Source organism: Lachnoclostridium sp. Marseille-P6806 (assembly GCF_964238185.1).
Lineage (GTDB): Bacteria > Bacillota > Clostridia > Lachnospirales > Lachnospiraceae > Brotaphodocola.
Map to the genome: position 1 here is coordinate 260,011 of NZ_CAXSLG010000004.1, position 15,624 is coordinate 275,634.

Consider the following 15,624-nt stretch of genomic DNA (forward strand, 5'->3'; position numbering starts at 1 on the left):
TGGAGGGAATACAATGGCATGTGAATTTATAATGCAGCTTAGTAAACTGCGTAAATCATCAGCTGAGTCTGTAGAAAATACAAATGCTTTTAACCATTTTAAAGAGTATTTGCATGTAGAGCGACATGTTGAAATTGAACTGCGAAAGTTACTTCGTAGTGTAAATGAAAAACAAGGTAAGTGTTTGGTGTTGCTATGTGGAAGTGCCGGCGATGGTAAGTCACACTTGATTTCTTATATGAAAAATTCTGATACCGAAGGATTGTTAGATGGCTATGAGCTATATAATGATGCAACTGAAAGTAGTGAACCAACATTAACGTCCATTGATACATTGGCAGATAAGCTTACAGATTTCGATGACGAGCATTACGATAATGCTGATGGATCAAAAATGATAATTGCCATTAACTTGGGCACATTGAATAACTTCATTGAGTCAGCAAAAGGAAAGTCTTTTACAAAGCTTCGCAAGTATGTTGAAGAAAACAAAATTTTATCGAGCTATGCACAAGAGACCGGATATAAAGATAAGAGCGTATTTCAGCATGTCAGCTTCGCCGATTATCAGGTTTTTTCTTTAAGTGAAAATGGAATACAAACCGTATTTTTGGAAAAACTATTAGAAAAGGTTTTTAGTCAGAATGATGATAATCCATTCTATCAGTCTTACAAAAAAGAGGAAACAAATTGTCAGTTATGCCAACGCTGCCCTGTTCGTCATAATTTTGAATTTTTGTCAGATCCAAAGAATCAGCAAGTTCTTATACATAGAATTGTCCAGGCGGTCATAATAGATAAAACGATTGTTGCAACTAGGGAGGTATTGAACCTTTTATATGATTTAATAGTACATCCGGATTTTGATAAACAAAAGATATCTATTGGAACATCGGATGTACAGTATTTGAATGATTACATTAGTTGGACAACACCTATGTTGCTCGATGAATATGAAGATATTTCGCCTTTAATCAATGCGATGAGAAGTCATGATGTTCTTAGAAATAGAACAGCTATTGCCGATGAGGAAGCGACTAGGTTCCATTCATTAGACAATATAGAAAAAGTATTTGAAGATACAACAAGGGGAACACCATATATTGTTCTCAATACAATTTCAAATATTTCTCAACTTGGCGGAATAAAGCCTGAATTAAAGAAGATTATCTATAGGTTTATTGCACGCCTCAAAGCAATGGAGCATAACCTAAATAGAAGCGAAAAAGAAATCCGCTTTGAACAATATTTATCCTATCTATATGATCAAAATAGTGGCAATGAGAAGAAACTAGCTGCTCTTTACGAGTCAACAAAAAAGGCTGTTTTGAATTGGGATGGGGAATTTGGCGGTGACTTTATTTGTATTGATGAATCCAATGAACACCATTGGATTTTAGAAGAACTCAAGTTAAAGGCGGCTATTAACAAAGATGCACCTAAAATCACTGGGGAAATTCAGAGATTCTCTCCGATTATAAGCCTTAGATATAAAAAGGATGGTCAAGACAACACGAAGCCTGTGACCATAAAAATAGATTTTGCGCTTTACGAACTAATTTCAGATATGAAGGCTGGGTATCGTCCAACAATGCAAGATAAAAATCGACACACTGATTTTGTAAGCTTTGTTCAACAACTTATAGAGCTTGGGAATAAGGAAGAGCGAGTAACAATAATACCAAAAGATGGTGATAAAAAATATCAAATTGTTTTTGAGGAAAACGATTTTGGATTTGAATTTAAGGTGGTGAAATAATGGAATATAATTTGAGCCTTGCTGAGTTCCAATCTGGAAAAATGTTTGATTCTAATAGAAAGTTCATTCATAAAACTGGTAATAGATTTAAATTATTTCCATTTGTTACTCAGCCTAATAGTGTACCGGTTGAAGATTTATCTCAGCTGGTAGGAACATTTTTGTGTAAGATTGAAGGAAAGAAACCTGATAAAATAGCTGTCTCGGAGTTGGTTGCTGAACTTAAGCAAGAAACTGATATCGAAGCTGGACAAGAGCAGTTGTTTTATGAAACAGTAAAGCAATTGTTCTTTACTTCAAACGAGCAGTTACGCCCTTTGAATTTGCAGATGTTGTCACACATACCTTACAAAGAAGTAAGTGAAGAGAAAGTTGCCGACTATTTAGTTGATGTTCTTGGAAATAAGGACAACTTGAAAAGAATGGTTACGAATGCTAAAACGAGAGAGTTGGCATCCTCAAATGTATTTGAACGACTGGTCTTGAAGCATTTGAAGAGTTCGGATGAAAAAAACACTGATGACATTTCATATTATGGTGTGGTGACTTCATTAACTGAGGTATTTGAAAGTGATTTTAAGTACATTCTTGGTAATCAAAACAGAGTGAGAGAGTATTTGGTTACACTGCTAGAACTATATTTCTTTTCATATACAGCACAGACAAGTTTACAGTTGGATAGATTCTTAGATGGTGAGAGATCAATAAACATTCCCTTGTATTTTTGCTTAGATTGGGAAAAGACAAGCCAAAGTAGACAGTGCTTTACTGATGGATGGCAGAGATTGCAATATTCTGTTGAGAAAATGTTTGCTCATGTTGTTACATTAGAGATCCTGAACTATACAGAACCTGGTTCTGAACGATTTGATTATATTGCTTTGAGAAAGTATTTAGATGAAAATCCAGAGAAGGAAATTGATATTGCGCAAACTATTGATGACTTGACATCATTGTATCGTCAATCAATCACTGATTGTGCAGAAATGAGTGAACTGAAAAAGGAGAACGATGAAGATCAAGTTTTAGCCTCGTTAAAATTCTTGTTTGCAAGTGTAAAATGCCAGTTTGAAAACACTGTGCGAGCAAGAGCATACAATTCTTATGCAGGGAAATATGAAAGCTTTTGTCATAAGTATTTGAAAAGTAGAGGGCGAAGCGGTTTGATGTTAAGTTTGTCGGAAGAAACACTTATCTTTTTAACGAAGATTTCAATAAAAGATAACGAACAAATGCGACTTAAAGATGTTTTCGATGAGTTCGAAAGACGTGGAGTTTTTCTGGATGATATATCGAAACAACAAGTAACCGATTATTACGAGAAGCTCAACTTAATTGAAAAGAAGAGCGATAGTGGGGATGCAAAATATGTTAAACGAATTTTATAATTATATTGCAAACAATACCCTATGCTTTTTCCAAAGTAAGGGAGATGCTCTTCAATCGGGTGAGCGTTATTGTTTAAAATTAGACACAGAAGAAATGGTTGTGGGTGTTGACGATGCGCTGAGAAATGTTACCAGTCAGAATAATATCCAAGGAAGTTATTCTTATGGCGATGTGTATTCAACATTCACATTGAAAATCTCAGAGAACATGCAAGTTGTTGTTGCTGCCAAAAGAGATGGAATGACGGATGATTTCTTAGCAACATTGAGAAATGCAGAGTTAACAGAGAATAGATTTCCTATTTTGATGATTACTCATTCTGCAATTGACACTATTACCAGTGGTACTGGAGATTTAGCGGCTAAGGGAATGCCTTTTCATGCTCAATCTATTATCGAGAAAATCAAAGTTGATATCTCAAAAGCTCAGTTGTCGATTGCAGATCGAACTTTGTTAGAAGTTGAGCTAAAACGGAAACAGGGTGATAGATACAGCGATAAATCTTCACTGTTTGAATACTCAGACTTACTAACAGTTTTAGGAAGAGGATATGTTGTTGATGCTGATTATCCAAGCTTTTCTCTATTGCCGGATCCTACAATAAAAAACATGGTTGACCCAAAGAAGATTACTGCCAGGTTGGACGAAAATCATAAATTCTTTGAGGAAATCAATAGAGTTTACAAACATGGAAATATTCAAGATGAATTAGGCAATGAATTTGATAAAGAGCTTGTAAAACAGATTGCTGCGAGCAAAAAGAAATCTTTACCTTGGCATGAAAATCTGACTTACGATTTAGTTAAGGCATCTCAAGATAAGTTGAGAAAAAAATTGGATAACCCGCTTGAAATAGCAGATTCTGGAATAAGTGCGTATCACAATGCCCCAATCGAGTATACCTTTGGTGAAGATTCGTTGCTTTTTGTTAGATGTGATGGCGAAACAAAATCTAAGCAGCGCAGGAAAAATGTTCTTATTTTCAATCCAGATTTAAAAGATGAAGTAACTATTTCGATTGATACGAACATATACGTAAAATCGTCTTGGGTAGAAGAATGTGTTGGAGCTACATTTACAACTTCATCAAAAGAAGTATTATTGACAGTAAAACCAACTGGATGCACTTTTGCCTATGTGAAGATACAGGATACAAACAATAAAATTGTCTATATCTTTAAGGTTTGTGTGCTAAACATTCTTCCGGCGTATTTGGAGAACATTCAGACATCGTATGTCCTTTCATTGACTAAAAATGTTAAGAATGGCAAGATCCAGATTTTTGGATTAAAGGATAGTTTACTAATAAATCCTAACCATGATGTCACGGAAGTTGCATTGGAGCCAGGAAAGGTTTTAGAAGCTGAACATGACAAAACATTAAATGTTTTGATCGGAGAAGAAGCAATCGACTCTGATACAGGAACATTAGATTGTTCGCTAAAGATAGGCAATATAGCGTTACCTCTCCAAATACAAGATGAGCCTGCTAAACCTACTGAATTAACTGGCATTTCTGCGTTCAAGTTGAAGCATTCGTTGCAAAAAAGCTTGGAATATAGGGCTGGCAATAAAATAGTTGTTGGAACTAAGGAGTATTTTGCAAGAGATCCATTTAAGTCTTCCATAGAAGCTGAAAAATTATTTGTTGATAAGCAGTGGTTGGCGATTCGAGAAACGATTGATGGTGCAGAAGAGTATAAATTGGATGTCGCTGCTAATGTACATGATGCATATCTGAGATTGCTGAATGAGTTAAAAACACTTAGAACGGTTCCAAGTTTAGCCTTTTACAAGAAAGATTCTGCTTTGTACAACGCTGCTAGTGATTATGTGGCAGCTGTAGAAGACAACTTCAAACAGCTGAAGGAAGGGCAATCATTATCCAGTGTTGATAATCAGACACTTTTAATCGGGTGTGTTATCAAAAATTCGGATGAACGGACGATAGAAATGAGTCCTCTTCATCCTTTGAACGTATTATATCAGCTAAAGCTTCTTGATGAGTCTCAAGTAGGTGAAGTTCGAGAAAATTTGGTTGAGAAACTCACTGCGCTATATTTGCTACCTTTTGTTAAGGACTCTGATAAGAACCTTTACCATGCCATTGAACAAAAGCATTCCCCTGAATGGAGATATTATGCCCCTGCATCGAACAGGAGATATTTAGGAGCACGAAATTTTGTTCAGAAATTGGTATGCGATAAGATCAATCAGTATAAAGAACATTTTTCTTTTTTATTTGATGATATTGGAAATCGTTTGTTGTGTGTTAATCTGATTAACATGGGAGACTGTAGAGAGATTCTCCAAGGATTGATTAGATACTATGTTCAGAGTGCTAAGGATGGCATTGATTATGATGATATGCTTAGCTTCGATGTGAAAGTCTATGCAAAAAAAGGAAGTTATAATGAATTTTCACTGTTAGCAGATATGCACAAATTGAAGCAAGCAATTAAAGATAGCTATGGAGCAAAAGAACTTGAAGACGCTAGTGAACTTGCATTAGTTATGACAAGTAAAATCCGTTGCTTCTATAAAAATCCTGATGAGACCGAATACGAGTATGCACATTTGACATTTTATGAGATGGCATCTTCTGAAGATACCGGTGCAAGTAGAATGGATGCAATTACAACAGGGATTTCGTTAGGTGGAATTACCTCTGGGATTCCATCCGTATTAAACGCCGATTGGTATAAAACTGGATTTGGAACGAAGTACGCCGATGCAAAGAATAATCAGTTGATTCGCATGGCAGCATATTATAATGCAACGTTTCGTGTTGCTTTTTCTGGAAGCTCATACGAACCAAATTCCAGCATTTTCACAGAAATTGAACAGGGACAAGAAGGACAGCTGGGTAAGATTTACAAGTCTTCTAACTGGGTTGTTTTTGTTGATCCTAAAGTCGATTTGTCATTCTTCCAAAAGAAAGGTGCTACTGATGACGAATTGATGATTATTCATTATAGCGACCAATACACATCTGCAAGTGGATATGATGACATCACCGTTACGCAAAAATCAAACCAGTACAACGAAATCATTTCCGACCAGTTGCAAAAGAAAGGCGTTACAGCGAATATTGATAATATCAACGGTATTATTAGTTTGTTCAATGCAATTAATGGTGGTTGGATGCTTCGCTTAATAACTGCCAAAAAGCTTACAGGTGCAGCGGATAGCTACTTCAGTAGAGAAAAAATGAGTATTTTGTCTGCTATAAAACTTTGCATGGCTTACTACAAACATCCGAACATTACATGGGTTCCGATTTCTTTGGAGGAAATGTTAAGAGTATCTGGTGGTGCAGGTTTGTCACAAAAAGATGGCATGCTCTCTGCGAAGAATCTAGGATTTGAACAACGAGCAACAAGTGATGATATTTTGCTGGTTGGTATTGAAGGTCCAAACGATAACATCAAGATATATCTACATCCAGTTGAAGTGAAAATTGGACTTAATCAGCCAACCGTAATTGATAAGGCGAAGGAACAAGTAAGGAATACTCACAAGGGGTTGCATGATGCACTTTGGCCCGATGAAAATCGTAATGCATTGGAACGTAAATTGTCCCGAAACTTTTTCATGCAATTGATTTCGGTTTGTTGTGAAAAACTAAAGCTTTATAAAATTTATCCTGACGAAAATTGGGATGCCGTTCTTGATGAATATAGAGAAAATCTATTGAATGAGAGATATACCATTTCTAATGCAATGGATGACTTTATTGGAAAAGGTACTGTGGTTTCTTTCGGGACTAATGTTTTAAACAAGTCTGGAGAACTCGATGCTGAAGGAATATGCTTGCTTGAAATGCCTGAAAAACTAGGATCTTCTTATATGGTTTTGTCGGCGAAGGAAATTGAGCAGGATCTTGATCTTGCAACAAAGGAATTGCCTAAACGATTAAAAAGAGAGTATCAATCAGAATCAGTGCATATTCTGGAAGATGTAATTGGAGATGCTGGTGAAATCTCAAGTAATATTACTTACATGCCAGTTAGTGACGTGAAAACTGATAGTGTTAGTAAGGTTGCTGAGGAACCTGTACAGTATGGTACTGACAATAAGCAGACTGAATCAGAGGACCTTAATAAAAACGAAGAAGCAGCAGAACCGAGAGATACCATTGTTGAATCTAAAGAAGGAATGCAGGTATTGTTTGGAACAGACATTACCAATGGAGAACCACTTTATTGGTGCCCAAATGATACAGAACAGATCTTTCATACGAATACTGGTATAATTGGCACTATGGGAACTGGTAAAACACAGTTCACGAAATCTATGATTACGCAGTTGTACCAGAAGCGAAAAGATAACTTTGAAAGTGACGATATCGGTATCCTAATTTTCGATTACAAAGGAGATTACAACGAAAGTAAAGAAGACTTTATCAGGGCAACAGATGCGAAGGTATTGAAACCATATCATCTTCCGTTTAATCCTTTGTCACTTACAAAATCAAAGGTATTTAAGCCGTTGCTTCCTACACATACTGCAAATGCCTTTAAAGATACTTTGTCAAAGGTGTACTCATTAGGGCCTAAGCAGCAGAATACTCTATTTCAATGTATTATTGATGCTTATGCTGCACGAGGAATTATACCGGCAAATCCGGCAACATGGGACAATTCTCCTCCGACCTTTGATATGGTTTACAGCTTGTATGCTAACAACGAGGATATAAAGAAGAATGACTCGTTGGCAGCAGCCATGGATAAGCTTTATCAGTTTCAGGTTTTTGAAGGTGCCGCAAGCAAGACACAATTGCTTTTCGATTTATTGAAAGGAGTTGTTGTAATTGATTTGTCGGGATATGATGCTGATATTCAAAGTCTAATCGTAGCGATTACTTTGGATTTGTTCTATTCGCAAATGCAGGCAGCGGGTTCAAGTAAGCTCAATAATAAATATCGCCAAATTACCAAGTTGATTCTGGTAGATGAAGCAGATAACTTTATGAGCGAAGGATTCCCGGCATTGAAAAAAATACTGAAAGAAGGAAGAGAGTTTGGAGTTGGCACCATACTGTCTACGCAGTTCCTAAAGCATTTTGGCGCAGGCGAAGATGACTATTCAAAGTATATTCTGACATGGGTCGTTCATAATGTAGCTGATTTAAAAAGCTCTGACGTTGAATTTGTCTTCCAGGTAGAAGCTAAGAGTTCTGATAGCCAAATTTTGTATAATGATATTAAGGGACTCAATAAGCACTACAGTATTGTGAAAATAGGAAATTCTAAGCCTAAATACATTTATGATAAGGCATTTTGGGAGCTTTATAAGTCAATGTTTCTAAATGAGTAAAACCCATTGGTAGGCACATGATTCATTGACAAAACGCAAATAAAACGCTATACTTAAGTAGTCTACTTAAGTATAGCGTTTTGCTATGTGTGGGAGGTTGTTATGGACTTTGTATATCGTTTTCCTGTGGTTAAAGGAATCCAAGCTAAACGAGAATATTATATAGGAATGGTTCCATTAAAGATGATTCCGAGATTATTTCCTTCGGATGATGAATATGTTTTGCCTGAATACAGGGCACAACGGCGATTAAATTCAACAAGAATACCAGTTATCAGCAAGTATATTTTGGATAACCGTGATAATTATGTGTTTTCTGCTCTGGCAGCATCTATTGATGGGAATTTCAAGTTTATCTCTACGAAAGAGAACGCCGATATTGGTGTTTTGGAAGTTTCCATGGATGCTGTTTTTTTGATTAACGATGGACAGCATAGAAAAGCAGCTATTCTGGAAGCATTATCAAATGATGAATCACTTGGGGATGAAACGATTTCTGTAGTATTTTTTGAAGATAAAGGATTAGAGAGAAGCCAACAGATTTTTACGGATCTAAATAAACATGCCGTAAAAACATCAAACTCTATTGCAGAATTGTATGATTCTCGTGATGATTTGGCAGTAATTACACGAGAGGTTATTTCTAAAGTTCCATTTATCAATACTTATACAGATAAGGAAAAGGACATTTTAGGGAAATACTCTTCAAATTTGTTCACTTTGAATACTTTTTACTCTGCAAATAAAAGAATAATTCAAAAAGACAATTCTGAAGATGCACAAGAATTCTTGACCGAGTTTTGGATGTTAGTAGCGGATAATATGACGCAGTGGAATGAACTTCAGAGCAAGGAAATTAGCAAAGTTGATTTGCGAGAAAACTATATCATTACGCAAGCCGTGGTCATACAATCACTGGGACGAATAGGAAACTATTTCTTTACTCACAGAGACGAAAATATGGCTGATCGTTTGCGTTTGTTACGAGAGATTGATTGGAGACGAAGTGCTCTGTCGTGGAAATTGAGAACCATCCGTGCAAATGGAAGAATGATAAACAATGATGCGGCAATTATCTTGACGGCGAATGTTATTAAAACTAGTTTGAACATTCCGCTTGATCATGATGAATCAATGCGTGAAAAGAAATTTTTGCAGAGTATAAATAAATGAATGGGCGGATGATTTTAAATGTCGATAAATAGAGAAGATGTAAATAAATTGATGCAGACTGTCCGGGACCTTTACCAAGTGGATGATATTCCTTGGGTTATTGGTTACTCAGGCGGTAAAGACAGCACAGCTACACTTCAGCTTGTATGGTTAGCAATTCAAGGACTTCCAGCTGAAGATAGGAAAAAAACAATTCATATTATAAATACGGATACTCTTGTTGAGTCTCCTGTGGTTGCACAATGGGCAATACAGTCTTTGAAAAAGATGGAAGACGCAGCAACTGAACAAGGATTGCCTTTCGTACCACATAGATTAACCCCAGAGTATGACAATACATTTTGGGTTAATCTTTTAGGTCGAGGATACCCATTTCCAAGAAAAAAATTTAGATGGTGTACTGATAGGCTGAAAATACAACCTGTAAATAAATTCGTTAAAGATAAGATTGCTGAACATGGTGAAATAATTATGGTTTTAGGCACACGAAAAGCGGAAAGTGCTAATCGTGCTAAGACTATGGCAAATTACGAAAAGAAACGAGTTAGAGAGTTGTTGAGTCCGAATCCTACAATGGTAAATGAACTTGTGTTTGCACCATTGGCTGAATGGACAGATGATGATGTGTGGGTATTCCTTATGCAATATAAAAATCCATGGGGATACTCTAATCAGGAATTGCTTACTTTGTATAAAGGTGCAACGGCAGACAATGAATGCCCGATGATGGTAGAAAAAGATTTACCAAGTTGCGGTAGAAGTAGATTTGGCTGTTGGGTTTGTACAATGGTAGAAAAAGACAAATCTATGGAAGCAATGATAGCAAATGACGAAGAGAAAGCCTGGATGACCCCTTTACTTGAGTTTCGAAATGAATTTGGCGATGAAGAACAAGACCGAGAAAGACGAAGCTTTAGAAAAATGGGTGGTTTCCTTCAAGGAAGTTTTGGTCGTTTACATCATGGACCTTACAAAAAGGAAGTTCGTGAGGCTTGGTTAGAGAGATTGCTTCGTATGCAAGAAGAAATCAAGCAAGAAGGACCAGAAGGTTTTGATAATGTTTCTCTGATTACAATGGAGGAATTGCGAGCAATTCGTCGTATATGGGTCTTTGACAAACACGAATTTGATGATTCTTTGCCAGCCATTTTTGAAGCTGTGACAGGGAAAAAGTTTTTGGATCCAGAATGGGTAGGCTCAGAAGCTTTCAGAAAAGATGAATGGGATGTACTAAAGTCGGTTTGTGAAGATTTATTCCCAGAAGAAGAACTGACCTTTGAAATGCTATATAGCATGATTGATATAGAAAATCAGTCAAATAGCCTTAATCAACGAAAAGGTATTTTGGATGATTTAGAAAAGTGCATTTCTCATACATTTTACATGAATGAAGAAGATGCAACAAGGTATTACGAAGATCGTATTACTAGAAAAAAAGAATTAGGCGGAAAATTCAATGATAAATTCTTTGCTCATATTCAAAGTGAGGCTGAAGAGTTTGAAGGAGAAGTTTCAGAAGAAGAGTCCGCAATCGCAGGAGAAGAATTCTAATGATAATAACAAAACTAACATTCCATAATTTCGGCGTGTATGCCGGAAATAATGTGTTTGAATTTGAATCTTCAAAGCCTGTTGTTCTAATCGGAGGTATGAACGGTAGAGGCAAGACAACTTTCTTGGAAGGCGTCTTACTTGCTTTGTATGGTGCAAATTCATTTGCGTATAGTGAAAGCAAATATTCAAGTTACGGACAGTATCTTAAAGCATTTGTTAATACTGCTGATGGCAGCTTGGAAACATATGTTGAGTTAGAGTTTAAGCTTGAAAATGAGACAGATGAGAGATACCTGATAAGGCGTTCTTGGCCTGGAAACGGACAAAGAACTCGAGAAACAATTCAGGTAAAAAAAGATGGACAAGACAATACATTTTTAACAGATAACTGGGCGATGTTTATTGAAAATATTCTCCCTAGTGGATTGTCCAGCTTTTTCTTCTTTGATGGAGAAAAAATTGCCGAATTGGCGGTAGAAAATACCAACGCTCAGATGAAAGAGTCAATTAAGACTCTTCTAGGAATATCTGTTTTGGATCTTTTGGATAATGATATTTCTCGAATTGTAAATAGAGTTGGAAAAAGATCTAATGATCAAGTCCATACAAAAGAATTGAAAATACTTCGAGAACGAAAAAACCAGACTGAAGTTGCACTGCAAATCATTGATGATCGTATTGCCGAAACTTCAGCACAAATTGAAGAGGCCAGAAAAAAATTAGAAAAGGCAAAAGTTGATTACACTTCAAAAGGTGGAGACATTGTTGTTCAGAGACAAGATTTGTTTACCGAGAGAACAGCACTTGTAGCAAAAGTTGAACAAGGAAAAGAAACTTTAATTGGAGTGGCTGCAAGCGAATTACCACTTTTGCTGGTGAAAGATTTACTTGAAGATATAAGTGTTCAAGCTGCCAAAGAGCATGAGACAAAGTTGCTTGGCTACACAGTTGATAAGATTCACTCTATGTTTGAAACATATAGCGACGGCGGGGATAGCAACAGTGTTAGGGATTTTATTTCCTATGTGGAAAATAAAGCTGCTGAGGAAAGTACAGAAATTGTATTTGATATCTCGGATCAGAGCTTTTATCAATTAACATCGTTGCTTGGAAATGGGTTAATGAATGCTCAGGGCAATATGTTGCAAAACATGGCAACTTGCCAAAAAGGAATTGCCAAGATAGACGAGATCGACAGCTACCTAAGTGTGGATATAGATGAAAAAGTTTTGTCTAAGATCTACAAAAAAATCAAAACTCTTGAACAAGAGATAATCGAACACGAGGCCTCTTTAGAGATAGCCCAAAAACAGCGCACTGGATTAAATGGCGATGTTATGCGAGCAACTTCAGAGTATAACCGCTTTGTCGAAAACATGTTGTCAAACTTAGAAAGTGATGATGATAACGGTAGAATCTTAAAATACGCACATCATGCAACTCAGGCCTTGGCTGAATACAAAATCCGTTTACAAAAGAAAAAAATCGGAACATTAGCAGAAGCAATGACAAAATGCTATAAGCAGTTGGCTAACAAAAAGAACTTGATTAGTCGGATTGATATGGATGATGTTACTCTGGATTTTGTTTATCTAAATGCGGATAATCAGATTGTTCCTAAAGAATCTTTATCTGCCGGCGAGAAACAGCTGATGGTTATTTCTCTTCTTTGGGCATTAGCAATTTGTTCTAAGAAGAAGCTGCCAGTGATTATAGATACGCCATTATCAAGAATGGATTCCGTACACCGTGTAGCTTTAATTAAGACATATTTCCCGAATGCGAGCGATCAGACTATTATCTTGTCTACTGATTCAGAAATTGATAAGCATTACTACGAAATTATGAAGGATACCGTCGGTGATGAATTCACCTTGGTATATGATGACGAATTAAAGTGTTCAAAAATAAAGAAAGGCTATTTTTTAGGTGACTGATATGATAATAAAACAAATTAAGCTTTCCAATCAGTCAAAAGACCGCCTTTCAAGGTTGAAGGGAAAGACTGGAATAAAAAATTGGAATGTGCTATGTCGTTGGGCGCTTTGCTATTCGTTGAAGGAAAATACGATACCTACCGATATTCCTATTATTGCAGATAGTAATGTTGAAATGTCCTGGTATACGTTTGGCGGAGAGTATAGCGAATTATATGAGGCTTTGATTAAAGCTTGGTGCATAAAGAAAAATCTTCCTACAGATGATGAAACTGTTTCTAAGTATTTTAAGTTGCATTTAGAGAGGGGCATTTCATACCTATCGGGCACAAACTTTATCAAAAGCTTGGATGATTTGTTAAATCTTGTTCTGGAGGTGTAGTTTTGGGAGTATATTTAGATTTCAACTCAACAGCACCGATTGATGAGCGTGTCTTGGAAGAGATGATAAAAATATATAGAAATACGCCAGGAAATGCAGATAGCAGAACACACACTTTTGGCGATGATGCAAGACGGGCAGTTGAAACTGCAAGAGCTGAAGTTGCGTCTTTGCTTGGTGTCAATAAGGATGAGGTGTTCTTTACTAGCGGTGCTACTGAGAGCAACAATATTGCGATTCAGGGTTTAAGGGAGTATGCGGAAAAGACCGGAAAAAAGCACATAATAACAACATCGGTAGAACACAAATCTGTTTTAGGAACTTGTAAAGCACTAGAACAGCAGGGTTTCGAGGTGTCCTATGTGAATCCGAAAGCTGATGGACGAGTATCTGTTGAAGAGGTTACAGGATTAGTAAGAGAGGATACCGTACTAGTAAGTATTATGCATGTGAACAATGAGACCGGTATCATTCAGCCTATAAAAGAGATTGGCGAGTTTTTGGCAGATAAAGAAACATTCTTCCATATTGATGCGACACAGAGCTTTGGTAAATTGGTAGATGAACTCAAAGCAATTAAATATGACATGCTTTCAATGAGCGCACATAAAATAGCCGGACCACAAGGTGTTGGAACACTGGTTTTACGCAAGAAACGGTACAAACTGCCACCAGTAAAAGGAATTATGTATGGAGGACAACAAGAACGAGGTATTCGTCCAGGGACGATACCAGTTGCTTTGGTTGTAGGGCTTGGTACTGCGTGTGCACTGGTGGCATCAGAGTATAAGCAGAATCAAGAAAAATGCTTAACAATTAAAAATGCTTTATTAGAAGAACTTAACGCATCCGGAGTTAAGTGCGAAATTAACGGAGATCAGAATTATTGCGTACCAAGCACTTTAAATATTTGCTTCAACGGAGTGTCATCTGAAGCATTAATGCTTTCTACTAAGCAATATTGCGGCATTTCTAACGGATCAGCTTGTAATTCCAAGTCATATGAACCTAGCTATGTTCTAACTGCTATGGGCATACCGACTGAAAAAATTGAAAACACGGTAAGAATAAGCTGGGGGGCAGAATCCGACTGTGAGGATGTTGTAACTTCATTTAAGGAACTGTTGGCGGTAGCAAAAAGTTTTGCTGCTTTTTAGTACGAGAGGAGGACAATTTTGTTAAGCGTTGTTCGTGACATTATTATAAAATCGAGTCTTGCCAGTAATTGGTCTCTTCAAGTTTTCAAATTTAAACATCGAGAAGAGCGGAGACGGTGTATACCGGGAGGGAAATTGCATTTGGCCCAGTTGGCGGACTGGATGATTTTGTGCTAGAGATAAAGTCTCGTTATGTTGGGAAAAATGGTTGCTTTGACAATAAGTTTTCAGATGTATCTGCTTATGATGGTTCTGCTAACGGAAAGACAATATATAAGTTGAATGAAGCAAGCAACCTTATTAATACAGAATACAGTAATTTGATCGACGCACTTGCTAATCTAAATCAAGAAATTGACCCACTAGAGATGAAAGCTAGCGCTTATGTATTAAGTGGGCACTTTGAAAACGAGGATGAATTTGTTCCAATTAAAATAATAGCAATGCAAAACCCTATCACGTTGCCAAAGCATAAGTTTATGCAAATCAAAGGGAAATTCAAAGAATCAGATGAATAAGTTTTGACATTGCGTCCGACTATTGATGTACTAATTTATGGTGATTATGTTTATCTTTTCACCCTTAATGGCGAAAATTTGTTCAATACTGAATGTTCCTATAAGGCTCTTTGCGCCGATTGCATTGCTACAGTACATGACAGTGACATCATTGTAAATATAGAACAGCAATTCTTGTCTGTAGCTAGTAGCAGACACACTCCTAGAAGATTTGTGTCGTATAATCAGGCTCATCTTGAGAAACTAAAGAATGCGAGTACTTGAAGAAGAATTTTGTTGTCATTGTAATTATTAAAGTAAGAGGTATCCCCTATGAAGATGAATCCTAAAGAGACGGGAAAAAGAATTCAGCTTCTTCGTGGGGAGTATCCCAAAGTTTGTGTAAACCTTCAAATTGATGTAAGATAGACTTACCAGTTTGGAGGTTTATTTTATG

9 protein-coding genes are annotated in these 15,624 nt (G+C 36.7%); all 9 read left to right on the forward strand.

Annotated elements, in window-relative coordinates; translation table 11 throughout:
* The first annotated feature begins 13 nt into the window (after window positions 1-13).
* The 9 genes from dptF to ACESON_RS07420 all read left to right on the forward strand — a co-directional run bounded on the left by dptF (window position 14) and on the right by ACESON_RS07420 (window position 15,188).
* Window positions 14-1,759, forward strand: coding sequence for a DNA phosphorothioation-dependent restriction protein DptF (gene dptF, locus ACESON_RS07380; protein ID WP_373109076.1), 1,746 nt, complete (start codon window positions 14-16; stop codon window positions 1,757-1,759).
* Window positions 1,759-3,147: a DNA phosphorothioation-dependent restriction protein DptG gene (dptG, locus tag ACESON_RS07385; protein ID WP_373109077.1), complete on the forward strand. Its 1,389-nt coding sequence runs from the start codon at window positions 1,759-1,761 to the stop codon at window positions 3,145-3,147. Before dptF ends, dptG begins: the two co-directional genes overlap by 1 nt.
* Window positions 3,128-8,467: a DNA phosphorothioation-dependent restriction protein DptH gene (gene dptH / locus ACESON_RS07390; RefSeq protein WP_373109078.1), complete on the forward strand. Its 5,340-nt coding sequence runs from the start codon at window positions 3,128-3,130 to the stop codon at window positions 8,465-8,467. Before dptG ends, dptH begins: the two co-directional genes overlap by 20 nt.
* 102 nt (window positions 8,468-8,569) lie before the next feature.
* The gene (dndB, locus tag ACESON_RS07395; protein WP_373109079.1) at window positions 8,570-9,640 is read left to right on the forward strand and encodes a DNA sulfur modification protein DndB; all 1,071 of its coding nucleotides are present in this window, start codon (window positions 8,570-8,572) and stop codon (window positions 9,638-9,640) included.
* A gap of 18 nt (window positions 9,641-9,658) precedes the next feature.
* Window positions 9,659-11,191 carry a DNA phosphorothioation system sulfurtransferase DndC gene (dndC, locus tag ACESON_RS07400; RefSeq protein ID WP_373109080.1) on the forward strand — a complete coding sequence of 511 codons (1,533 nt, stop codon included), beginning with the start codon at window positions 9,659-9,661 and terminating at the stop codon, window positions 11,189-11,191.
* Window positions 11,191-13,131 (forward strand): DNA sulfur modification protein DndD, encoded by a 1,941-nt coding sequence (gene dndD, locus ACESON_RS07405; RefSeq protein ID WP_373109081.1) that lies wholly within the window; start codon window positions 11,191-11,193, stop codon window positions 13,129-13,131. The genes dndC and dndD overlap by 1 nt, the downstream gene beginning before the upstream one ends.
* Window position 13,132: 1 nt before the next feature.
* On the forward strand, window positions 13,133-13,513 hold the full coding sequence (gene dndE / locus ACESON_RS07410; RefSeq protein ID WP_373109082.1) for a DNA sulfur modification protein DndE: 381 nt from the start codon (window positions 13,133-13,135) through the stop codon (window positions 13,511-13,513).
* A 2-nt stretch (window positions 13,514-13,515) separates the two neighbouring features.
* The gene (locus ACESON_RS07415; protein ID WP_373109083.1) at window positions 13,516-14,670 is read left to right on the forward strand and encodes a cysteine desulfurase family protein; all 1,155 of its coding nucleotides are present in this window, start codon (window positions 13,516-13,518) and stop codon (window positions 14,668-14,670) included.
* A gap of 116 nt (window positions 14,671-14,786) precedes the next feature.
* The gene (locus ACESON_RS07420) at window positions 14,787-15,188 is read left to right on the forward strand and encodes a hypothetical protein (protein WP_373109085.1); all 402 of its coding nucleotides are present in this window, start codon (window positions 14,787-14,789) and stop codon (window positions 15,186-15,188) included.
* Window positions 15,189-15,624: the final 436 nt, after the last annotated feature.